Raw genomic sequence first — 19,898 nt, 5'->3', positions numbered from 1 at the left:
GAAAAAATACATGGCAAGGCGGCCAGGTGGTGCGATTCTGCATCGGCTTGATTAAGATCTGTCCCTGAGCCGCTGGTCCGGGTAAAGGGCCAGTTTTGACGGATCATCCTAAACAAAGTGTATCGAATGTCTATACTTGCCGATCAATACCGCCGAGTCTGTCAACGAATCCAGCAAGCCTGTGATGAATCCGGCCGTCCGGCGGACGCTGTCAGCCTGCTGGCGGTCAGTAAATTCAAGCCTGCCAGCATGGTACGCGAGTGTTATCAACAGGGTCAGCGGCAGTTCGGTGAGAACTATCTGCAAGACGCCATGGAAAAAATTCCGGCGCTGGCTGACCTGGCCGACATCGAATGGCATTTCATCGGCGCCCTGCAGTCCAACAAGACCCGCACCGTCGCTGAACATTTCGACTGGCTCGCCACGCTCGAGCGTGACAAGATTGCCCGCCGCCTGAACGAGCAACGACCGGCGGGCAAAGCGCAGCTGAACGTCCTGATTCAGGTGAATATCAGTGGTGAAGAACAAAAATCCGGTGTTGCAGTGGCGGAAATCGCCGCGCTCGCAGCCGTGGTAGAATCGCTGCCGAACCTGACACTGCGTGGGCTGATGTGTGTACCCGAGGCCACCAGCGACGAAAGCCAGCTGCGCGGCCAGTTCCAGCAGATGAAGCAGTTGTTCAATGAACTGCAGCAGCACCATTCCTGCGTCGACACCCTGTCGATGGGAATGTCTGCCGATCTCGAACTGGCGATTGCTGAAGGTGCCACCCAGGTTCGTATTGGTACCGATATTTTTGGCGCCCGTGACTGACGCGCCTCCGTACAAAGAAGGACACTGCATGTCTCAAATCGCATTTATCGGTGGTGGCAACATGGCCACTGCTATCATTGGTGGCCTGTTGCGCCAGGGTAATGTTTCCGCCCAGATGATCACCGTCAGTGATCCGGGCGAACAGCAGCGCCAGACGCTGACCGAACAATTCGGCATTAGCGCCGTCGCCGACAACCTCGATGCCATCGCCAACGCTGACGTGGTGATCATGGCGGTCAAACCACAAATGATGAAAACCGTGCTGGCGCCGCTGGCAGCAACGCTGAAAGCCCGTCAGCCTTTGCTGGTTTCTATCGCCGCCGGTATCAGTATTGCTAACCTGGCGGCCTGGTCCGGCTGTAATGCCATCGTGCGTTGCATGCCGAACACCCCGGCGCTGGTAGGTGCTGGTGCTACCGGTCTGTTCGCCAACGATGCCGTGACCATCGAGCAGCGTAACGAGGCTGATCAGCTGTTACAGGCCACCGGCGTGACAGTCTGGGTCAAAGAAGAATCCGAACTGGATATCGTCACCGCATTGTCTGGCAGCGGCCCGGCCTATTATTTCCTGTTGATGGAAGCCATGGTTGAAGCAGCAACCAACATGGGGCTGAGCGAAACCACTGCCCGTGCCCTGACGCTGCAAACCGCCTTTGGCGCTGGCAAGATGGCGCTGGAATCCGATGTTGGTCCGGCCGAGCTGCGTCGGCGCGTGACCTCACCGAATGGCACCACAGAACGCGCCATTGTTACGTTCGAAAGCGCCGACCTGCGTGATCTGGTGGCAGCCGCCATGGATGCCGCCTGCAAACGCGCGGAAGAAATGAACCGCGAGCTGGGTTAAGGGTTCCAATCGGCAACGGCAGCCTGTAAACCCGGCTGTCGCTGCCAACCGGAATCCGGCCTGGCCAGATATTCAAGACACAGTTAACCGAACGGAGCCATCATGTCGCCACTCGTGTCCGCAGGACAATTGCTTATTAACGCGATCGGCAGTCTGGTACTGCTGGTGTTCCTGCTGCGCTTCCTGCTGCAGCTGGTGCGAGCCGATTTCTACAACCCGATCTCGCAATTTATCGTCAAATTCTCCAACCCGCTGCTGGTGCCTCTGCGTCGCATTATTCCGGGTTTCGGTGGTCTGGATGTTTCGTCGCTGTTGTTGGCCTATGGCGCCCAGCTGATCACCATGGCTCTGATCCTGCTGGTTTCCGGCTATATGATTCCGTGGCTGAACCTGATCGCCTGGGCGGCCGTCGGCCTGCTGTCACTGCTGCTGAACATCTACCTGTGGGGCGGCATTATTGTGGCGATTGCGTCCTGGATTGCGCCTAACAGCTACAACCCGGCACTGATCCTGATTAACCAGATTCTCGAACCAGCGATTCGGCCAATTCGTAACCTGATTCCACCGATTGGTGGTATCGACCTGTCTCTGCTGGTGCTGTTCCTGTTCCTGCAGCTGTTTGAAATTCTGGTGCTGTCACCGGTCGCCATGGCGGTCGGTATGCCACGCGGACTGGCAATCGGGTTGTAACCTTCGGCTCCAGGCAAGGCATGCCTTGCCGCTACACCAGCAAAGAAATATCCGTAGGGTCCGGGCATGCCCGGACAACAACGATGCCCGGACAACGACGAGAAATATAAACCCCGGGCCACAACAGCCCGGGGTTTATCCACGGATCAATCCAGATCCACTTCCACCACGTCCTGATCGGCCGCTGCCACATAGACCTTGTCGCTGTAGACCACCTCACCGTTAACGATGATATCGACCTGGTAGTTCACATCACCCGGTACTTCGAAGACGGATTCCTCGTTCTTGTCCAGTGTGACGAACTTGTAGTAGTCGTAATAACCGTCGGGTTCATCAAGGTCATCAATGGCGATGGTGAAGAAGCCACTACCAAAGTCATCGCCGATGTTGCGCACCACCAACTCACCGGTGTCACTGATCTTGACCTTGCGGTAGGCCGTCGAGGTTTGCCCCTGATCATTGGTGACGGTCATGGCAAGCTGGTATTCGCCATTAGCGGTGTAGGTATAGGTGCCCAGCGCCGGAGCATCTTCCACCACGGTGCCATCGCCCATATCAAAGCTGTATTTGACGATATTGGAACCCAGCGCCACTGACGAGGTAGCATTCAGGTAGCCTGTCACGAACTCACCGGAATCATCCAGTGAACCTCGAATCACGTCATTAAATTGGTCGTAGAGACGGGCAGTGACGCTGCTTTTAGTCGCCGATGAGCTAACCGGCAGATAGAACACCTGGCTGACGGAAGTCACTTCACCCGCCGCATTCTGGCCACCAATACGCAAGGCCAGCTCACCCTCAATATCCGGTACCACAAACTGGAACGCGACATTGGTGGAATTACAGGTGTCATTGGTACTGCGATCACCAAAGCAGGTGCTGGTGTAGCCGATTCCCCTCACCGCATCACCAAATTCAGCCAGCGACTCCGAAGCGACATCCAGCACTTCTTCCAGCGGTTCATCGATGTAGGCATAGGATGCATAAATACGGTAGCTACTACCCGGTTTTGCGGCAGGTAAACGGCGATCGACATCCATGCCGATGATGGCAAAGTCTGGTGTCAGACCATCCGCTCCGGCATTGAGATAGAGCCCTTCCATCAGGCCGGTAAAGTCGAAGGTATCACTGCTGTCGGCGCTATTAACCAGAGTGCCATGGCCCCAGAAACTGAGCATCGCCGGGCCATAGGGCTGGTTGTAGATTTTCTCTACCACAAAATCGCCATTGGCATCATCGGCAATGTAGGTGTTGCCCTGATAAGTCACTTCGATATAAGGACGATAGTAGTCACCACTCAGGCTATCCCAACGACTATCGGCAAAGTCGACCGATTCCTCACCACGAATGTCCGGCACCCGCAGCTCCTCAAGCTGTGGATAACTGCTCGAGGCCGCTTCCGTCGTCGATGTGATACGGGTGAAGCCATATCCGGAATTATTTACCGGTGAGCTGTCGCCACTTTCGAAATTGGCCTCCTCACCATTCACCACTTTCAGTCCAACAGAGTCGAACAGACTGCCAACCGGGTTACGGCTGTCGCTGGCCCAGCCATAACCGGTATAGGGAATACTGGTCTCGCCGTCGCCCTGATCACTGATAGCAAAGCCGTTGATTGGTTTGACGTTACCCGAGTCGTCTTCTTCCCAGGAGTTGATCCACTCGACAATGCCAAGGCCGTCTTTCAGGTACAGGTAAAAGGCATAGCTTTCGCGGTAATACTTGATTACCACACAGCCTTCGGTACCACTCATTGGTGCGGTGGCATCATCGTCCACCAGAGTTGCTGTCCAGCCGGAGCCTGAGGTAAAGCTATAGAACATCGGAATCAGTGTAGGACCCGCTACCCAGCTGTCACCGACAGCAATATTGGCCGGGAAGATCAGTGCCCCACTCGCTTGCCGGAACGGTGCCACACCCAGATCCGACTTCAGCTGCTCGGCCGTTTCGGTCAGGTAGATATTGCCGCGACTGTCGCGAGCAAAGTTATGGAAGGTTGGCGGTTCAATATCATTGCTGCTACTGCCAATGGTGTAATAACCCATGCGCAGGGTTTTGATACCACGGCTGTCTTCCACCACCGAGGTTTTCCAGACCCGATCGGTGTCAAAGCCACCAAAGCCCTGCAGCCGCATTTCAGAGCGTGACGGGAAAGTCACGGTCTGGCTGCCAAAAGTAACGGCGATATCGGCACTGTCATCGGTGAATGTCAGATAGGTGTTGACCGCATGACTTGCGTTGTAATTCAGGTTCACCACCGGACTGGTGTTATTGTCAGGCTGTTGGTATTCGGTACCGGATTCATCAAACACACAGGCCTGTAAAGCCGTGATGGCGACCACCGAGGCGATCATCTTGAACGTCATTGTTTTCATATCGTCCCCCGCTTACAGCTCAAAACGGCTTTGTAGTGAAATACCCAGAATGCGGTCATCGTTGATATTGTCGCCATCCGCCAGGGTGCTGAAACTGCGTTCGAGGTAGTTGAGATTGATCGCCAAGGGCCAGCGCAGTGAGCTTTTCTTGAGGTCGTATTGCACATCGATACGGTAGGCACTGTATTCAATCGACTCATCGAAGCCGTATTCGGTGCGGCTCAGTGATACGCCGCCGTCCACCGTCGCTTTGGCGTCATAGCCAAGATCGTAACGGCCGCCAAAGGTCCAGGAGCCGAGTGACAGGGAAGCGCCAAAAAACAGCCCTGAAGCCTCGAATTCCGCCCGATAAATGGATTCCAGCGGCATTGAGACATCGCTGGAAATCGGCTTTTCATAGTTCACATTGAACCAGCCCAGATCCATCGCGTAAGAGCCGGGGTCCGTCACTCGGTAGCCCAATGTGGCTTCCTTGAAGATGGTATTCACATTGATACCGTCACCGGCGACCAGCAGCTGGGCATCGTTATTCTGGATGTAGTAATAATCCTGGGTGGCCTGTACTGAAACCAGGAAGGTCTGGATTTCGTAGCTGCCGATGATCCGATGCATCGAATCATCACCACCCAGCAGCGATACCGGGTCGACGTCGATATTGGCGAGGAAGCGGGTCCAGCCCGCTTTTTCTTCAGCGGTGTTGGAAACCTCGGCGATCTGATCCTGATTGGCGGTATTTCCCGGCGTCATTTCATAACGCAGCGCGGGCAACAAATCAGCCACCCGGCGTACCGGATCAAGCCAGCTGGCCTTGCCCGGTTCCCATTCAAATTCAAAGATATTCAGACCTATGGTACGGACATAGGCATTGCGAATAGTATCGGCTTCCATCTCCTGATACTTGTAGCCAATCAGGAAACCGCCAGCATAGGTGTAGCTGTCAGCCTTGGTGGCGGTATCTTCGGTGGCTGCTTCTTCGGCTTGCGCCACCGGTAACAAACCAGCCAGACAAATGCTGGCCAGTGGAATAATCGACCTCATGGAGAATCCCTCGAGTAAACTGACTCATCGACTGCTTGTTCTCTCCATGGGCGATATCTGGCAATTCCGTTCCTGTATCCCTGTTTTCAGTGTCCCGGCCCAAACGTCCAACAGTATTCTGGTTGTTTTTTGATAATAGCCGATGGTTATATGAACAAAAACCACACAGTCTTAAGGCTTTTTGCGTTTTATGACGGAACTCAAAAGAAAATAACGACTCTTATGCCGGTTTTGCGTAGCGAACAGTCTGGAATAACGCTCTCCAGGCGGCCTCAACGTGTAGCAGATCCGGCACAGCGCAAGACATTCCGGTTTCCCGTGGCTACAATGGCCGACCTGTTCAGGAGGTGCCTATGTCACAGCAAGAGTCGGATCAAAAGACCACTCACTTTGGCTACAAAACCGTAGCAACCGAAGACAAGCAAGCCATGGTCGCGGACGTGTTTCACTCCGTAGCGGCCAAATACGACATCATGAACGATCTGATGTCTTTCGGTGTTCACCGGCTGTGGAAGCGCTTCACCATTGAAATGAGCGGTGTCCGGCCCGGCAACCAGGTACTCGACCTGGCGGGCGGTACCGGCGACCTGACCAAAAAGTTTTCCCGCATTGTTGGCCCGCAGGGCAAGGTCGTACTGGCTGACATCAACTCGTCGATGCTCAACGTTGGCCGCGATCGTCTGACCGACGAAGGTTATGTTGGCAACATCGAATACGTGCAGGCCAACGCCGAGTGTCTGCCGTTTGCCGACAACAGCTTCGACGTCATTACCATTGCCTTTGGTCTGCGTAACGTCACCGACAAGGACTCCGCACTGCGCTCCATGGCGCGGGTGCTGAAACCCGGCGGCCGTTTGCTGGTACTGGAATTCTCCAAGCCAACCAACCCGGTCATGAGCAAGGCCTACGACCTGTATTCCTTCAGCGCGCTGCCATTCATGGGCAAGCTGGTTGCCAACGACAGCGAAAGCTACAAATACCTGGCTGAATCCATTCGTATGCACCCGGATCAGGAAACCCTCAAGAGCATGATGGAAGACGCTGGTCTGATGCGTTGCAGCTACCACAACCTCACCAGTGGTGTGGTAGCCCTGCACCGGGGTGTCAAACCCTGATGAGTCTGTTGCCAGTGGAACTCGGTCATGCGCTGTTGTTGCCGGTGGAAGCCGCCATCAACCATGCTCTCAAATACGACCCGGCCAGCCAGCTGCAATTGCAGCGGCTGGCAGGCAAGCTGGTGCATGTGCGAGTGGCCGGTTCCGTTACTCTCGCCGTCCGCTTGCTGGATGGCAGCATTGAGCTGAGCCTCAGCACCGAAGAGCCGGATTTTGACAATCCACTGGCCGACGTTGTCCTGGTTGGCACCGTCAATGATTTGCTGGCGCTGGCCCGGGCCAGTAACAAGGCCAGTGCCATCCTGGCTGGTAACCTGATGATCGACGGCGACACCGAACTGGCGCTGGCGCTCGGCAAGCTGGTTGATCAGCTTGAGATCGACTGGGAAGCCATGATTGCGCCCGTAACTGGCGGCCTGATTGCTCATCAACTGGGTCAGGGTTTGCGCGGTCTGTTGAGCTGGGGCAAACGTACCGGTACCACCCTGCAGACAGCCGCCCACGACTATCTTTACGATGAGTCCGGTATTCTTACCCATCCCGCCGAACAGGAAGCCGCCTCTGAGCGCGTCGATGAGCTCAAGCTGGCGACTGACCGCCTGACCGCCCGGCTGGATCAGATTGAACAACGCCGCCAGCAAGGCCGCGAACAGCCGAACGCCAGTCAGCAAGGAGAATAACGCGTGTCCCGACTCTGGCGTTTATGGAAGATTCTGTTTGTTTTCACCAAATACCGTCTTGATAGCCTGATTCCACTGCAGCACCTGCCCGTCAGCTTGCGTGTATTGCTGATGATTGCTCCCTGGCGACTGTCACCGGTACCGGCCAAACTCAGCCGCGGTGCCCGTCTGCGCATGGCGCTGGAGGCATTGGGGCCAATTTTCATCAAGTTTGGCCAGATTCTTTCGACCCGGCCGGACCTGGTACCCGACGACATAGTGCAGGAACTCAAACGCCTGCAAGACAAGGTACCGCCGTTCCCGGAAGATCAGGCGATTGCCCTGATCGAAGCCCAGCTGGGCGACACCATCGCCAACCTGTTTGCCGAATTTTCCAGCAAGCCGCTGGCGTCTGCCTCGATTGCCCAGGTGCACACCGCCAAACTGCACGATGGCAAAGACGTGGTGGTCAAGGTAGTGCGGCCGAAAATCGAACACACCATCGAACGCGACCTGCAACTGCTGGAAACCATGGCGCGACTGGCTGTCGCCTATTCCAGCGAAGCCCGCCGGCTGAAGCCGATGGAAGTGGTGGAAGACTATCGTCACACTATTTATGGCGAGCTGAACCTGCAGATCGAAGCCTCCAACGCCACCCAGCTGCGGCGTAACTTCCTCGATTCCGGTTATCTGTACGTGCCGGAAGTCTACTGGGAGTACACCCGTACCAAGGTGATGACCAGCGAGCGCATCTACGGCATTCCGGTGGCCAATATTGATGAACTGGAAGCCCAGGGCACCAATATGAAGTTACTGGCCGAACGCGGGGTGGAAATCTTTTTCACCCAGGTGTTCCGCGACAGCTTTTTCCACGCCGACATGCACCCCGGCAACATCTTTGTCTCCCGCGAACATCCGCAAACACCACAATACATCGGCATCGACTGTGGCATTGTGGGTTCGCTGACGCAGGAAGACCAACACTACCTGGCGATGAACCTGCTGGCGTTTTTCAATCAGGATTATTATCAGGTGGCGCAGCTGCACGTCGATTCCGGCTGGGTACCGGCGACCACCAAAGTGCATGAACTGGCGGCCGCCATTCGCAGCGTCTGTGAACCGATTTTCGAAAAGCCGCTGGCCGAGATTTCCTTTGGCCAGGTGCTGATCCAGCTGTTCAGCACCGCTCGCCGGTTTGATATGGAAGTGCAGCCGCAGCTGGTGCTGCTGCAAAAAACCCTGCTCAACATCGAAGGTCTGGGGCGTCAGCTGTATCCGCAGCTGGATTTGTGGAGCACCGCCAAGCCGTTCCTGGAACGCTGGATGCGCGACCGTTTTGGCCCCAAGGCCGCCTTTGCCGAACTCAAGCGCCAGCTCCCGACCTGGATCGAAAAAGCGCCCAAGATGCCCGGCCTGGTGCATGGTGCACTGACCCGTCTGAATCACCTCGACGAAAACCAGAACCAGCTGCAACGGGAAGTCGTGGCGCTGCGCAAGGCCATCGAGGAGCAGAACCAGGGCAAGCGTCACCAGACCATCGGCACGCTCACCACCCTGTCCGGGCTGTTCCTCTGGTGGCAAGCGGTAGCACTGGGTATTAACGATGTGTTCGGTATTTCACTGGCCGCTTTCGGTCTGCTGTGGATGTTATGGAAGGCCTGACGACATCGACAGCATGCGGTATGCTTGCGGGCTTCAAAAAATTGTGGCTGTTGCCAGCCCGTTAAACCCCGAGTGAGAGCAACATGAGTGACTGGCTAGATGCCGTAAAATGGGATGCTGATGGCCTGGTTCCGGCGATCGCCCAGGACTACCAGACTGGCCGTATCCTGATGATGGCCTGGATGAATCGCGAAGCCCTGAGCCTGACGGTACAGGAAAATCGCGCCATCTATTATTCCCGTTCACGCCAGAAACTGTGGCGCAAGGGCGAAGAATCCGGCCACGTGCAACAGCTGCATGAAGTGCGTCTCGACTGTGACGCCGACGTGATCGTGCTGCAGGTTGAGCAAATCGGTGGAATTGCCTGTCATACCGGTCGTGAAAGCTGTTTCTACCGCGTCTGGCAAGATGGCGAGTGGGTCACCGTTGATGCGGTGCTGAAAGACCCCAAAGAGATTTATTGATCTGCCGCTGGTAAAGTGGCCGATTCAATTGCAAATTGGTAAGACAAGATTCATACAGTGGTGCCTTAAATGAGTGATATTCTCTCCGCCCTGGGAGACATCCTGGAACAACGCAAAGGTGCGTCGCCGGATTCATCCTACGTCGCCAGCCTGTACCACAAGGGTCTCAACAAGATTCTGGAAAAGGTTGGTGAAGAAGCGACCGAAACCATTCTGGCCGCCAAAGACGCGGAAACCAGTGGTGACAACAAGGACGTGGTTTATGAAACCGCCGACCTGTGGTTCCACAGCCTGGTGGCGCTGGCGCAGCTGGGCGAACGTCCGGAAGCCGTGCTGAATGAGCTGGCGCGTCGTTTCGACATTTCCGGGCTGGAAGAAAAAGCCTCACGGCAACCCAAATAACCGATATAGAAGAGCTTGGCCAAGGATCAGCAAACATGACCGACTGCATTTTCTGCAAAATCGTCGCTGGTGATATCCCTTCCAGCAAGGTCTATGAAGACGACGATTTTCTCGCCTTCCACGACATTGCGCCGAAGGCCGATACCCATTTGCTGGTCATCCCCAAGCAGCACATCGTTAACCTGAATGACCTGGCTGACGAACATGGCGCACTGATGGGCAAGCTGATGCTTACCCTGCCCAAAATCGCTGCCGACCAAGGTCTGCAAGGCTTCCGCACCATCACCAATACCGGTGTTGAAGGCGGTCAGGAAGTATTCCACATGCATTTTCATATTCTGGGCGGCAGCACGCTGCCCGGATTCTGAGTATCTGAGAGGACAAGGCTATGCTCGGCGGTATCAGCATTTGGCAACTGCTCATCATTGCAGTCATTGTGATTCTGATTTTCGGCACCAAAAAACTGCGCAACATGGGCGGTGATCTGGGTGGCGCGATCAAGAACTTCAAGTCAGCCATGAACGAAGACGACAAGTCTGAAGCCCAGAAAACCCTGTCGGCCGACAAGCCGGACGCGGTCAAGGACGCTGACTTCAGCGACCAGAAAGACAAGGATCAGAAGCACTCCTGATGTTTGATATCGGTTTCCTCGAACTGGTGGTGGTCGGTGTGCTGGGCTTGCTGGTACTGGGACCCGAACGTTTGCCGAAGGCTGCTCGTACGGTTGGCCTGATGATTGGCCGTGTGCGTCGCACCATCAATGGCTTTCAGGACGAACTGGAGCGTCAGGTACGGGCCGAGGAGCTGAAAGAAAAGCTCAAGGACCCTTACGCGACCTTCCTCGACGACGACGTTCGCAAGCCAGCAGCCGTGCTGGAAGCCGAGCGCCAGGCCCATGCTGCACCAGACGTCCTGCCAGGTCAGGCTGAACAGCCGTCAGAGCCATCGATCGTTGCCGATATCGATCCCCAACACCAACAGAATTCCATTGCTGCGCCAATGCCAGCCCCTGCGGATCAGGATACCCACAAGCCATCATGAGTCAGGATCAGGAACAACCACTGATTGCCCATCTGGTAGAGCTGCGTAACCGGCTGCTGAAGTCGGTGCTGGTGATACTGGTGCTGTTTCTTGGCATGTTCTACTTCGCCAACGACCTTTATCTGATTCTGGTGAAACCACTGTCGGCCCTGCTGCCGGATGCCCAGGGCCAAATGATCGCCACCGGCGTCGCCGCGCCATTTCTGGTGCCATTCAAGCTGACCCTGGTATTGGCGGTGCTGTTGGCGGTGCCGGTGCTGCTGCATCAAGCCTGGGCCTTTATTTCGCCAGGTCTGTACCAGCATGAGAAGAAGTTTGCCATTCCACTGCTGTTTTCCAGCATTGCGCTGTTTTACCTCGGCATTGCCTTTGCGTACTTTGTGGTATTGCCACTGGCGTTTGGCTTTTTCACCATGGCAGCACCGGAAGGCATTTCGGTGATGCCCGACATCACCAATATTCTCGATTTTATCCTGAAAATCTTTTTTGCCTTTGGCATCGCCTTCGAAATTCCGGTGGCGACCTTTCTGATGGTGCTGAGTGGCATTACCACGGTGCAATCACTGTCGGAAAAACGGCCGTATATTTTCCTCGGCTGCTTTGTCGTTGGCATGCTGGTAACACCACCCGACGTTATTTCCCAGACCATTCTGGCGCTGCCCATGTATGCCCTGTTTGAAGGTGGCGTACTGGCATCCAGACTGATTCGCAAAACCGACGAACAAGCGGAAGCGGATCAGGCCTGATCCGCTAACTGCTGCTCGTCGCCATGCTCGCCACCTGTGCTGGCTGACAAATACTGATACACTCAGCAGCTGTTAGTCTGTCCCATGTAAGTACGCCCATATTTCAGGAACACGCCACCAATGCCGGAAGTTATCCCTGACGATTCCGTCGGTCTGGTTACTCCCCAAACCTTCCATTCTGATACGCCATTGACCCTCCGCTCCGGACGGGTATTGCCGCAGTATGATCTGGTTTATGAAACCTATGGCCAGCTGAACCCGCAACGCAGTAATGCGGTGCTGATCTGTCACGCCCTCAGTGGCGACCAGCACGCTGCCGGTTACAACTCGATGGAAGACAAGAAGCCGGGTTGGTGGGACAACGCAATCGGCCCCGGCAAGCCGATTGATACCAATCGTTTTTTTGTGGTGGCACTGAACAACCTTGGCGGCTGTAGCGGTTCAACCGGGCCGATTAGTATCAACCCGGAAACCGGCAAACAGTACGGTCCGGATTTTCCGATTGTGGCAGTGCGCGACTGGGTTAACAGCCAGGCGGTGCTGGCCGATCATTTGGGCATTGCCAAATGGGCCGCCGTGGTCGGTGGCAGCCTTGGTGGCATGCAGGTACTGCGCTGGTCGATCCAGTTCCCGCAACGTATCGCCAACGCCGTCGTGGTGGCTTCAGCGCCCAAGCTGTCAGCGCAGAATATTGCCTTTAACGAAGTTGCCCGTCAGGCGATTGCCAAAGACCCGGACTTCCACGACGGCAACTACCTCGACCACAACACCATTCCCAAAACCGGCCTGATGCAGGCCCGTATGCTGGGTCACCTGACCTATCTGTCGGAAGATGCCATGCGGCAGAAATTCGGCCGCGATCTGCGCGAAGGCAAGCTTAACTACAGCTTCGCGCCGGAATTCCAGGTCGAGAGCTACCTGCATTATCAGGGTGAGAAATTCAGTACCCGCTTTGATGCCAACACCTACATGTTGATGACCAAGGCGCTCGACTACTTTGACCCGGCAGCCGACTACGGCCACGATCTGGTGAAATGTCTCAGCAATGCGCTGTGCAACTTCCTGGTGGTATCGTTCACCACTGACTGGCGTTTCTCGCCGGGCCGTTCCGAAGAAATCGTTAACGCCCTGATGGAAGCCGACAAGAACGTCAGCTATGCCTGTATTGAGTCTGATGGTGGGCACGATGCCTTCCTGCTCGATAACCCGCGTTACCATCAGGTGCTCAGAGCCTACATGAACCGCATTGCCAACCAGCTGGAGGCCAACGCATGAGCCCGGCTACCCTGCAATCCCTGCGACCGGATCTGGCCATCATTCAGGACTGGATTCAACCCGACAGCCAGGTGCTCGACCTCGGCTGTGGTGAAGGCGTACTGCTGCGCTACCTCAGCGAACACAAGAACGTGCGTGGTTACGGGCTGGAAATCAACCCGGACAAAATCACCGCCTGTATTGCCAATGGTGTCAACGTGATTGAACAGGACCTCAACGACGGTCTGGTCAACTACAAGGACAGCAGCATAGATACCGTGGTGATGACCCAGGCGATTCAGGCTGTGCAACGGCCCGACCAGCTGCTGGAAGAAATGCTGCGGGTCGGCGACGAAGCCATCGTCACCTTCCCCAACTTCGGCTTCTGGCGCACCCGTTTGTATCTGGCCCTGAAAGGCCGCATGCCAATGTCAGAAACCTTGCCGCACGCCTGGTACGACACGCCTAATATTCATTTATGCACCATGACGGATTTCGAGGAACTCTGTGCCTCCAAGAATATCCGTATTCTGAACAAGACCGTGGTGGACGATAATCACCAGGAGCATTGGGCCATTCGTTTGTGGCCTGCCCTGCTGGGTGAAGTCGCCATCTACCACCTGACCCGGAGAGCGTAATGAAAGCCATAACAAGTGTCTTGATGATGTGTCTGCTGGCACTGCCAGCACTGGCCGACCGTGGTGAACAAAAGCAGGTTTTTGGTGACTATGAAGTTCACTACATTGGCCTCACCACCAGTTTCCTGACCACGGACGTGGCCAAGGCCTACGGCATTGAACGATCCGGCAAACTGGCGATGCTGAATATTTCCGTGCTCAACAATCCCAGTGATGACCAGCTGCCGATTCCCATGACCTCCAGCGTTACCGGCACCATCAAGAACCTGATCGGCCAGAGCCGGGCACTGGAATTCCGTGAGATCAAGGAAACCAACGCGGTTTATTACATCGCCACCTTCCGTTTTGACGAAGCCGAGACCTATCGTATTTCACTGAAGGTGAAGCCGGACGGCAACAGCCGTACCTACGACGTCAATTTCAGCCAGAAATTTTACGAAGAATAATTGCGGAGCCCTGTATGAAAGTTGTTCTCGCCAGTGGCAACGCCGGTAAGTTGCGTGAATTCTCACAGCTGTTCGACAGCCATTTCAGTGATCGCCACATCCAGCTGGTGCCGCAAAGCGAACTGGGCGTTACCGATGCTGACGAGACTGGCCTGAGCTTCGTTGAAAACGCCATTCTGAAAGCCCGCCACGCCTCGCAGATCACAGGTCTGCCCGCACTGGCGGACGACTCCGGCATAGAAATCGACGCACTCAACGGCCAGCCGGGTATTTATTCCGCCCGTTACGCCAGCATGAATGAAGCCGGTCAGGGCGATGCCGACAACAACGCGCTGGTGCTGGAAAAATTACTCGACGTGCCAGCCGCAGAGCGCACTGCCCGCTTCCAGTGTGTGCTGGTTTACATGCGTCATGCCAATGATCCGACCCCGCAGATCTTCCAGGGCAGCTGGGAAGGCCGCATTCTGACCGCTCCGGCCGGTGAAGGCGGATTTGGTTATGACCCGCTGTTCTGGGTCGAATCCGAACAATGTGCCGCGGCTGAACTTGAAAAAAGCCGCAAGAACGCCATTTCTCATCGAGGCCAGGCAATCCAGCAATTGCTGGCGCGCTGGCGTCCCTGAACACCAAATAACATTCGCCCCTCAGCCGCAAGCCCGGGGGGATTCGGAACGCCTGCCCCTGACAGCTGTCAGACAGGCGCTGCCGAGTGACATCACAAGGCTTATCAGCCAAGCAACGGATAGAAGTACATCGTGGATATTCTCGAACAACTGCAAAGCAAGATCACCCAGACCATTCAGACGCTGGAAAACCTGCAACTGGGTAACATGGAACTGCAAGAAGAGCTGGAACAGCTGCGCGCTGAACTGGCGACCAGCCAGCAGCAGAACGCTGACCTGCAAGGTCAGGTAGAAGAACTGCAGAAAGAACAGGTCCGCCTGTCACACGAGAAGCACGAAAACGACGCTCGCGTTGAATCCCTGCTGCAAGCCCTCGACGGTGCGGTTGCCGATTTGCTGCCAGCAGCAGACAGCGCAGACATGCTTGAAACAGCAGCCCAGCCACAGCCTGCGGAACAGCCACTCAACAACGGCTTTAACAGCGCACCAAGCTGGAACTGAGCCTGTACTCCGGGATATGACCTTGAACGCGTTACCACCACTGAGCCTCTACATCCATGTTCCCTGGTGCGTACGCAAATGCCCCTACTGCGACTTTAATTCGCATGCGGCAGGCGAGCAGATCCCGCAACAGCAATACGTCGAAGCCCTGCTGGCCGACCTGCAAAGCGAGCAACCGCTGGCTTTGCAACGGCCGCTGCAGAGTATTTTTATCGGTGGTGGAACGCCCAGCCTGCTGAGCGCAGAAGCCTATCAACAGCTGTTTACCGGGCTGCGTCAGCAGCTGGTATTTGCCGACGATATCGAAATCACTCTGGAAGCCAACCCGGGAACCTTCGAAGCCGAGCGCTTCAGGGCCTATCGCCAGTCAGGTATCAATCGCCTGTCGATGGGCATCCAGAGTTTCAACGATCTGCATTTACAGAAACTCGGCCGTATTCACGACAGCGACCAGGCCAAAGCCGCCATCGCTGCCGCCTTCAAGGCCGGTTTCGACAATATCAATATCGATCTGATGCATGGCCTGCCCGGCCAGTCGCTAGCCGATGCCATGCAGGATATCGACACGGCGATCAGCTTTAACACCCCGCACCTGTCCTGGTATCAGCTCACCATCGAACCCAACACCGAATTCTACAAGCGACCACCGACCTTACCGGAAGACGAAATCCTTTGGGATATTCAGGAAGCGGGTCAGGCCCGGCTGGCCGCTGCAGGCTTTCAGCATTATGAAATTTCGGCGTTTGCCAAACCCGGCAAGCAGGCCCGTCACAACCTCAATTACTGGCGCTTTGGCGATTACCTCTGCATTGGCGCCGGCGCTCACGGCAAGGTCAGCTGGTTTGATGAGCAAGGCCATTTTCACAGTCAGCGGCGCTGGAAAACCCGCACGCCAAAAGACTACCTCGACCCAACGAAGAACTTTCTCGCTGGTGAAGAAGCCATCGAGCCGGAAGACATGGGCTTTGAATGCCTGATGAATGCCCTGCGGCTGCACGAAGGCATCTCCGTTGAGCTGTTTGAACAGCGCACCGGCATCGGCCTTGATGCCGTCCGCGAGCCAATCGACAAGGCCATCCAGCTGGGCTTGCTGGAAGTCAGCGAGCAGATTCGGCCAACCGAACGCGGCCGTCTGTATCTGAACGAGCTGCTGGGGTTGTTTTTGTAACAATCTCCGGTTGGTGTGGTTCGGATTTGATAAGTCGTTAGATGGCACTCACTGCGCTCGTTTGTCCAACCTGCGGCCTGTACTGGTAATTCATTGTCGGTTGGGCCCCGCCCAACATTTGCTGGGCAAGGCTCAGCCTACAAGCGCTGCGAATAATTGTGCGGCCTACACCTTGATATTAACGTTATACAGGCTCTTGGCTTCCTGAATCCGATGCACGGTGATTTCCCGCACCGTGTTCTTGCTCAGCTCAATATGGGATTTCAGATTATTCACAACCGCCTCCGCCTGACGCGCCAACAGATGCTGCAGAATCTCGCTGTGCTCGCGATAAGTCGCTTCAATACGCCCTCGCTGGGTGAAATCCAGCCGCCGGATAATCTTCAGCCGCTCACACACACCCTTGTGCAACAGCGCCATTTCGCGATTACCGGCCAGCGCCACCAACTGCTCATGGAAGGCTTCATCCAGCGTCGCCACCACATCAGAATCCGTCAATCGCGAGCCTGCGTCCACACACCAGACAGCCTGTAATTCTGCCAGTCCTTCAGCCAGATCGTCTGCCTGACACAAGCGTCGCACCGCCTCGGACTCCATCAGAATCCGGCAGTCGTACAGGTCTTCAAAATACTGGAAATCAAACGGCCGCACTTGCCAGCCGCTACGGAAATGCACCTGCACATAACCATCCCGTTCGAGTCGATACAAGGCCTCCCGAACGGGTGTTCTGGACGCATCCATGCGTTTGGCAATTTCCGACTCGCTGAAGCGGTCACCCGGTAACAGCTGGAAGCCGAAAATATCCTGCTTCAGTTGCTGGTAAATACGTTCAGCGACATTCACCGGACGCTTGATAGTTTCTGTCATACCGTCACTCTTCTGGAAAGCGGCATTGCGTGTACGAATCGCGCATCAAGATGAGCCAATTTTCACCAGAGCAAATAGAGCAGCCCGGCCATGGATGGCCGACTAGCCCAGTTAAGGCAGGAATGCCGCATCTGGGCGTGCTCGTTATGGGCTCGCAGGGAAAACTGATCCGCGAATCGGTAGTGCAAAGCAGGGGGCGCCCGACCGGCCGGGGGGATAAGATCCCCCAGGAGGTCAGAACACCGCCTTAATAGGTAAAGCGATTGCCCAGGAAAATCATCACACGACTAACGAGCGTTAATCATCCCTGCAAACTCTGGATATAGGCACGCCAGCCACCCAGCTCACTGATATGGGTCGCGCCTTCAAGCCCGGCTGGCTCGCAGATAAAACCCTTCACCAGTCGGCCGTCTTCCAGTTCCAGCGTGCCGATGCCCAGCGGCTGGGGGATTTCTTCCACAAAGGAACCGAAGGCCTGTTCACTCAGACGCCAGACTTCAACAATCAGCGAATAACCTTGCTCAGCTGTCGCTTCCGGCAAACGCACCAGACCGGGTTTCGGTGGGGTGGTGTTGGCCAGCGCATAGAGTTTGTATTTGGCGGCAGTACGGGTTTCTTCCAGCAAGGAGGCATTACGGCTGCTGAGCTGATGATTCAGCGGCATCCCGGTCAGGTGGGCGCCAACCACGGCAACGTCGATGGTCTTGTTGGCTTTACGGCCCAACAGCAGTGGCGCTTCCGGCAGTTTGAGGCTGCTTTCCCAGCGGTTGGCAAAGCTCAGCAACGCCATTTCCTGCCAGGCGGGGGCAATGATGGTGATACCAAATGGCAGGCCATCACCACGCAACTGCGCTGGTAACGCAAGCGCCGACAGGTCAGCCAGGTTAACGAAGTTGGTGTAGACGCCATTACGGCTGTTAGCCAGCACCGGCTGCTGCCGTAGTTGTTCATGAGTCGGGAAGTGGGGAGAAGTTGGCACAAACAGCGCGTCAACGTCGTTGAAGAAGTCATCGACCGCCCGCATCAGTTCCAGACGACGATATTCAGCCCGGAAGGCATCCGCTGCCGACGGATTTTTACCCGCCAGCACAATGGCTTTGACGACAGGGTCGAGTCCCGGAAGATCCTGTTCCATGAACTCGCCAACGGCAGCGTAGCGTTCTGCTACCCAGGGCCCTTCGTACAACAGGGCCGCTACCTCGAATAGGGGGCCGAAATCCTTTTCGACCAGCTCGAAACCGGCGGATCGGGCCTGGCTACACGCCTGTTCATAAGCCCGCTGCTGTTGCTCATCTCCGAACCACTCGGGTTGCCGTGGTATCGCCAAACGCTGGATGCGGCGTTGAACCGGTTGCAGGGGTTGGCGGGAGAACGGGTCCGTTCCATCGAACCCACCTGCTACACTCAGAACCAGTTCGGCATCCAGGCTGTTAAGCGCAAAGATGGAAACAACGTCCAGGCTTCTACAAGCAGGAACCACGCCAGAAGTACTCAGTAATCCTTTGGTCGCCTTCATTCCAACCAGATGGTTGAAACCAGCCGGCACCCGCCCCGAGCCAGCGGTATCCGTTCCCAACGAAAACGCCACCTGACCACGGGCAACCGTCACGGCCGAGCCGGAACTTGATCCGCCGCTGACGTATTGCGGGTCAAAACTGTTGGCTACTGCACCATAAGGGGACCGCGTCCCCACCAGACCGGTCGCAAACTGATCCAGATTGGTCTTGCCCATCACCACCGCACCGGCAGCTTTTAACAGTTTGATCACGTGAGCGTCCTGCTGCGGTTCAAATGCGAACTCTGGGCAGCCGGCTGTGGTAACAAACCCGGCGACGTCGATATTGTCTTTCACCGCGAAAGGCACACCAAAAAGGGGCAAGGATGTTGGCGACTTGCCCTCAAGCGAGGCAAGCTGATCGGCCAGCTGTTGATCAGAAGCAACTGAAATCCAGCCGCTGCCATAGAAAGGCGCGCCATTTTCCAGCTCTTCGGCACGGATGCTGTGCAACAGCGCAGGCAACAGTTGCTGCGGGCTGTAGCCGGATTGATAGGCCCCGGCCCAGTCGCTGAAATTCCAGCCCAACAGGTTTTCAGGCAGGCTCTGAGGGAGGGAAGAAATGGATGAAGACATGGTCGCTCCTGTTGCACACAAACTTGTATACAAGTTACAGAGCGAGAGCTGTGCCAAATGACTATTGCCAGAGATTTACCGTAACTGGCTGTCCTTGCTGCCACGGCGGTTGATACCACCGCTGGGACGATATTCCTTTTCCTGCTCAGCCTGACACTGAATACACAGGCGTACACCCGGCACAGCCTGGCGACGAGCCTCGGGAATCGGTTTATCGCATTCTTCGCAATGAGTAAGGCTGTCGCCCTGTGGCATACGCGCACGGGCTTCGGCCACCGCGTCTTCCAGACTGGCGTCAATCTGATCCTGTACTGCCCCTTCGGGAGCCCAACCTGAAGCCATCGCTCATCTCCTGAGAATCAAGCTTGTCAGTGTTGCTCAAAAAGTGTTTGTTTGCCTGACTGCTTGCGTCATCTGGCGC

The 19,898-nt window shown here is 55.9% G+C and carries 23 protein-coding genes; 18 read left to right on the top strand and 5 right to left on the bottom strand.

Going from position 1 to position 19,898, the window contains the following annotated elements:
- Positions 1-126: 126 nt before the first annotated feature.
- The 3 genes from K6123_RS02040 (at position 127) to K6123_RS02030 (ending at position 2,347) form a co-directional block, all read left to right on the top strand.
- Positions 127-813, top strand: a complete 687-nt coding sequence (locus tag K6123_RS02040; RefSeq protein ID WP_221793603.1) for a YggS family pyridoxal phosphate-dependent enzyme — start codon at positions 127-129, stop codon at positions 811-813.
- 28 nt (positions 814-841) lie between these two features.
- Positions 842-1,657, top strand: coding sequence for a pyrroline-5-carboxylate reductase (proC, locus tag K6123_RS02035; RefSeq protein WP_221793601.1), 816 nt, complete (start codon positions 842-844; stop codon positions 1,655-1,657).
- 102 nt (positions 1,658-1,759) lie between these two features.
- A complete protein-coding gene (locus K6123_RS02030; protein WP_221793600.1) occupies positions 1,760-2,347 on the top strand; it encodes a YggT family protein in 588 nt (195 codons plus the stop codon).
- Positions 2,348-2,493: 146 nt separating this feature from the next.
- On the opposite strand, the gene K6123_RS02025 is transcribed toward K6123_RS02030, so the two are convergent.
- Complete coding sequence (locus K6123_RS02025) at positions 2,494-4,722, bottom strand: PKD domain-containing protein (RefSeq protein ID WP_221793598.1); 2,229 nt, start codon at positions 4,720-4,722, stop codon at positions 2,494-2,496.
- 12 nt (positions 4,723-4,734) lie between these two features.
- Positions 4,735-5,760 carry a hypothetical protein gene (locus K6123_RS02020; protein ID WP_221793597.1) on the bottom strand — a complete coding sequence of 342 codons (1,026 nt, stop codon included), beginning with the start codon at positions 5,758-5,760 and terminating at the stop codon, positions 4,735-4,737.
- Positions 5,761-6,113: 353 nt separating this feature from the next.
- Between K6123_RS02020 and ubiE the strand changes: the two genes are divergently transcribed.
- The 15 genes from ubiE (at position 6,114) to hemW (ending at position 16,479) form a co-directional block, all read left to right on the top strand.
- Positions 6,114-6,875: a bifunctional demethylmenaquinone methyltransferase/2-methoxy-6-polyprenyl-1,4-benzoquinol methylase UbiE gene (ubiE, locus tag K6123_RS02015; protein WP_221793595.1), complete on the top strand. Its 762-nt coding sequence runs from the start codon at positions 6,114-6,116 to the stop codon at positions 6,873-6,875.
- Positions 6,875-7,555, top strand: coding sequence for a ubiquinone biosynthesis accessory factor UbiJ (locus tag K6123_RS02010; protein WP_221793593.1), 681 nt, complete (start codon positions 6,875-6,877; stop codon positions 7,553-7,555). The genes ubiE and K6123_RS02010 overlap by 1 nt, the downstream gene beginning before the upstream one ends.
- A gap of 3 nt (positions 7,556-7,558) precedes the next feature.
- Positions 7,559-9,196: a ubiquinone biosynthesis regulatory protein kinase UbiB gene (gene ubiB / locus K6123_RS02005; protein ID WP_221793591.1), complete on the top strand. Its 1,638-nt coding sequence runs from the start codon at positions 7,559-7,561 to the stop codon at positions 9,194-9,196.
- 83 nt (positions 9,197-9,279) lie between these two features.
- Positions 9,280-9,660 carry a phosphoribosyl-AMP cyclohydrolase gene (gene hisI / locus K6123_RS02000; protein WP_221793589.1) on the top strand — a complete coding sequence of 127 codons (381 nt, stop codon included), beginning with the start codon at positions 9,280-9,282 and terminating at the stop codon, positions 9,658-9,660.
- A 69-nt stretch (positions 9,661-9,729) separates the two neighbouring features.
- Complete coding sequence (locus tag K6123_RS01995; protein ID WP_221793587.1) at positions 9,730-10,062, top strand: phosphoribosyl-ATP diphosphatase; 333 nt, start codon at positions 9,730-9,732, stop codon at positions 10,060-10,062.
- A gap of 35 nt (positions 10,063-10,097) precedes the next feature.
- Positions 10,098-10,430, top strand: a complete 333-nt coding sequence (locus K6123_RS01990; RefSeq protein ID WP_221793585.1) for a histidine triad nucleotide-binding protein — start codon at positions 10,098-10,100, stop codon at positions 10,428-10,430.
- Positions 10,431-10,450: 20 nt separating this feature from the next.
- A complete protein-coding gene (tatA, locus tag K6123_RS01985) occupies positions 10,451-10,693 on the top strand; it encodes a Sec-independent protein translocase subunit TatA (RefSeq protein ID WP_221793583.1) in 243 nt (80 codons plus the stop codon).
- A complete protein-coding gene (gene tatB / locus K6123_RS01980) occupies positions 10,693-11,103 on the top strand; it encodes a Sec-independent protein translocase protein TatB (protein ID WP_221793581.1) in 411 nt (136 codons plus the stop codon). The genes tatA and tatB overlap by 1 nt, the downstream gene beginning before the upstream one ends.
- Positions 11,100-11,849 (top strand): twin-arginine translocase subunit TatC, encoded by a 750-nt coding sequence (gene tatC, locus K6123_RS01975; protein WP_221793579.1) that lies wholly within the window; start codon positions 11,100-11,102, stop codon positions 11,847-11,849. Before tatB ends, tatC begins: the two co-directional genes overlap by 4 nt.
- A 120-nt stretch (positions 11,850-11,969) precedes the next feature.
- Positions 11,970-13,124 (top strand): homoserine O-succinyltransferase MetX, encoded by a 1,155-nt coding sequence (gene metX, locus K6123_RS01970; protein ID WP_221793577.1) that lies wholly within the window; start codon positions 11,970-11,972, stop codon positions 13,122-13,124.
- Positions 13,121-13,741 (top strand): methionine biosynthesis protein MetW, encoded by a 621-nt coding sequence (metW, locus tag K6123_RS01965; protein ID WP_246624561.1) that lies wholly within the window; start codon positions 13,121-13,123, stop codon positions 13,739-13,741. Before metX ends, metW begins: the two co-directional genes overlap by 4 nt.
- The gene (locus tag K6123_RS01960; RefSeq protein ID WP_221793575.1) at positions 13,741-14,187 is read left to right on the top strand and encodes a DUF4426 domain-containing protein; all 447 of its coding nucleotides are present in this window, start codon (positions 13,741-13,743) and stop codon (positions 14,185-14,187) included. Before metW ends, K6123_RS01960 begins: the two co-directional genes overlap by 1 nt.
- 14 nt (positions 14,188-14,201) lie before the next feature.
- The gene (gene rdgB / locus K6123_RS01955) at positions 14,202-14,810 is read left to right on the top strand and encodes an RdgB/HAM1 family non-canonical purine NTP pyrophosphatase (RefSeq protein WP_221793573.1); all 609 of its coding nucleotides are present in this window, start codon (positions 14,202-14,204) and stop codon (positions 14,808-14,810) included.
- Between the two features lie 132 nt (positions 14,811-14,942).
- Positions 14,943-15,311, top strand: coding sequence for a hypothetical protein (locus K6123_RS01950; RefSeq protein ID WP_221793572.1), 369 nt, complete (start codon positions 14,943-14,945; stop codon positions 15,309-15,311).
- 16 nt (positions 15,312-15,327) lie between these two features.
- Complete coding sequence (gene hemW, locus K6123_RS01945) at positions 15,328-16,479, top strand: radical SAM family heme chaperone HemW (RefSeq protein WP_221793570.1); 1,152 nt, start codon at positions 15,328-15,330, stop codon at positions 16,477-16,479.
- Positions 16,480-16,644: 165 nt separating this feature from the next.
- Here the strand turns inward: hemW and K6123_RS01940 are convergent, their stop codons facing one another.
- From K6123_RS01940 to K6123_RS01930, 3 genes are all read right to left on the bottom strand, one after another.
- Positions 16,645-17,346, bottom strand: coding sequence for a GntR family transcriptional regulator (locus tag K6123_RS01940; protein ID WP_221793568.1), 702 nt, complete (start codon positions 17,344-17,346; stop codon positions 16,645-16,647).
- Between the two features lie 301 nt (positions 17,347-17,647).
- The gene (gene atzF / locus K6123_RS01935) at positions 17,648-19,477 is read right to left on the bottom strand and encodes an allophanate hydrolase (RefSeq protein WP_221793566.1); all 1,830 of its coding nucleotides are present in this window, start codon (positions 19,475-19,477) and stop codon (positions 17,648-17,650) included.
- Between the two features lie 75 nt (positions 19,478-19,552).
- Positions 19,553-19,819, bottom strand: coding sequence for a DksA/TraR family C4-type zinc finger protein (locus K6123_RS01930; RefSeq protein ID WP_221793564.1), 267 nt, complete (start codon positions 19,817-19,819; stop codon positions 19,553-19,555).
- Between the last annotated feature and the right edge of the window lie 79 nt (positions 19,820-19,898).

Origin of the sequence: Oceanobacter mangrovi (assembly GCF_019740315.1) — a bacterium.
Classification (GTDB): domain Bacteria; phylum Pseudomonadota; class Gammaproteobacteria; order Pseudomonadales; family Oceanobacteraceae; genus Oceanobacter; species Oceanobacter mangrovi.
Note: the sequence above shows the minus strand (reverse complement) of the source record. Positions and strands in the feature narration are given on the sequence as shown.

Excerpts from the sequence above, each read along its gene's own strand:
- hisI (WP_221793589.1), top strand. The coding sequence starts at position 9,280 with ATGAGTGACTGGCTAGATGCCGTAAAATGGGATGCTGATGGCCTGGTT.
- tatB (WP_221793581.1), top strand. The coding sequence starts at position 10,693 with ATGTTTGATATCGGTTTCCTCGAACTGGTGGTGGTCGGTGTGCTGGGC.
- tatC (WP_221793579.1), top strand. The coding sequence starts at position 11,100 with ATGAGTCAGGATCAGGAACAACCACTGATTGCCCATCTGGTAGAGCTG.
- K6123_RS02040 (WP_221793603.1), top strand. The coding sequence starts at position 127 with ATGTCTATACTTGCCGATCAATACCGCCGAGTCTGTCAACGAATCCAG.
- K6123_RS01960 (WP_221793575.1), top strand. The coding sequence starts at position 13,741 with ATGAAAGCCATAACAAGTGTCTTGATGATGTGTCTGCTGGCACTGCCA.
- rdgB (WP_221793573.1), top strand. The coding sequence starts at position 14,202 with ATGAAAGTTGTTCTCGCCAGTGGCAACGCCGGTAAGTTGCGTGAATTC.
- K6123_RS01995 (WP_221793587.1), top strand. The coding sequence starts at position 9,730 with ATGAGTGATATTCTCTCCGCCCTGGGAGACATCCTGGAACAACGCAAA.
- K6123_RS01990 (WP_221793585.1), top strand. The coding sequence starts at position 10,098 with ATGACCGACTGCATTTTCTGCAAAATCGTCGCTGGTGATATCCCTTCC.
- K6123_RS02010 (WP_221793593.1), top strand. The coding sequence starts at position 6,875 with ATGAGTCTGTTGCCAGTGGAACTCGGTCATGCGCTGTTGTTGCCGGTG.
- atzF (WP_221793566.1), bottom strand. The coding sequence starts at position 19,477 with ATGTCTTCATCCATTTCTTCCCTCCCTCAGAGCCTGCCTGAAAACCTG.
- K6123_RS02025 (WP_221793598.1), bottom strand. The coding sequence starts at position 4,722 with ATGAAAACAATGACGTTCAAGATGATCGCCTCGGTGGTCGCCATCACG.
- metW (WP_246624561.1), top strand. The coding sequence starts at position 13,121 with ATGAGCCCGGCTACCCTGCAATCCCTGCGACCGGATCTGGCCATCATT.
- K6123_RS02030 (WP_221793600.1), top strand. The coding sequence starts at position 1,760 with ATGTCGCCACTCGTGTCCGCAGGACAATTGCTTATTAACGCGATCGGC.
- K6123_RS01930 (WP_221793564.1), bottom strand. The coding sequence starts at position 19,819 with ATGGCTTCAGGTTGGGCTCCCGAAGGGGCAGTACAGGATCAGATTGAC.
- metX (WP_221793577.1), top strand. The coding sequence starts at position 11,970 with ATGCCGGAAGTTATCCCTGACGATTCCGTCGGTCTGGTTACTCCCCAA.
- K6123_RS01940 (WP_221793568.1), bottom strand. The coding sequence starts at position 17,346 with ATGACAGAAACTATCAAGCGTCCGGTGAATGTCGCTGAACGTATTTAC.
- K6123_RS02020 (WP_221793597.1), bottom strand. The coding sequence starts at position 5,760 with ATGAGGTCGATTATTCCACTGGCCAGCATTTGTCTGGCTGGTTTGTTA.
- hemW (WP_221793570.1), top strand. The coding sequence starts at position 15,328 with ATGACCTTGAACGCGTTACCACCACTGAGCCTCTACATCCATGTTCCC.
- tatA (WP_221793583.1), top strand. The coding sequence starts at position 10,451 with ATGCTCGGCGGTATCAGCATTTGGCAACTGCTCATCATTGCAGTCATT.
- ubiE (WP_221793595.1), top strand. The coding sequence starts at position 6,114 with ATGTCACAGCAAGAGTCGGATCAAAAGACCACTCACTTTGGCTACAAA.
- proC (WP_221793601.1), top strand. The coding sequence starts at position 842 with ATGTCTCAAATCGCATTTATCGGTGGTGGCAACATGGCCACTGCTATC.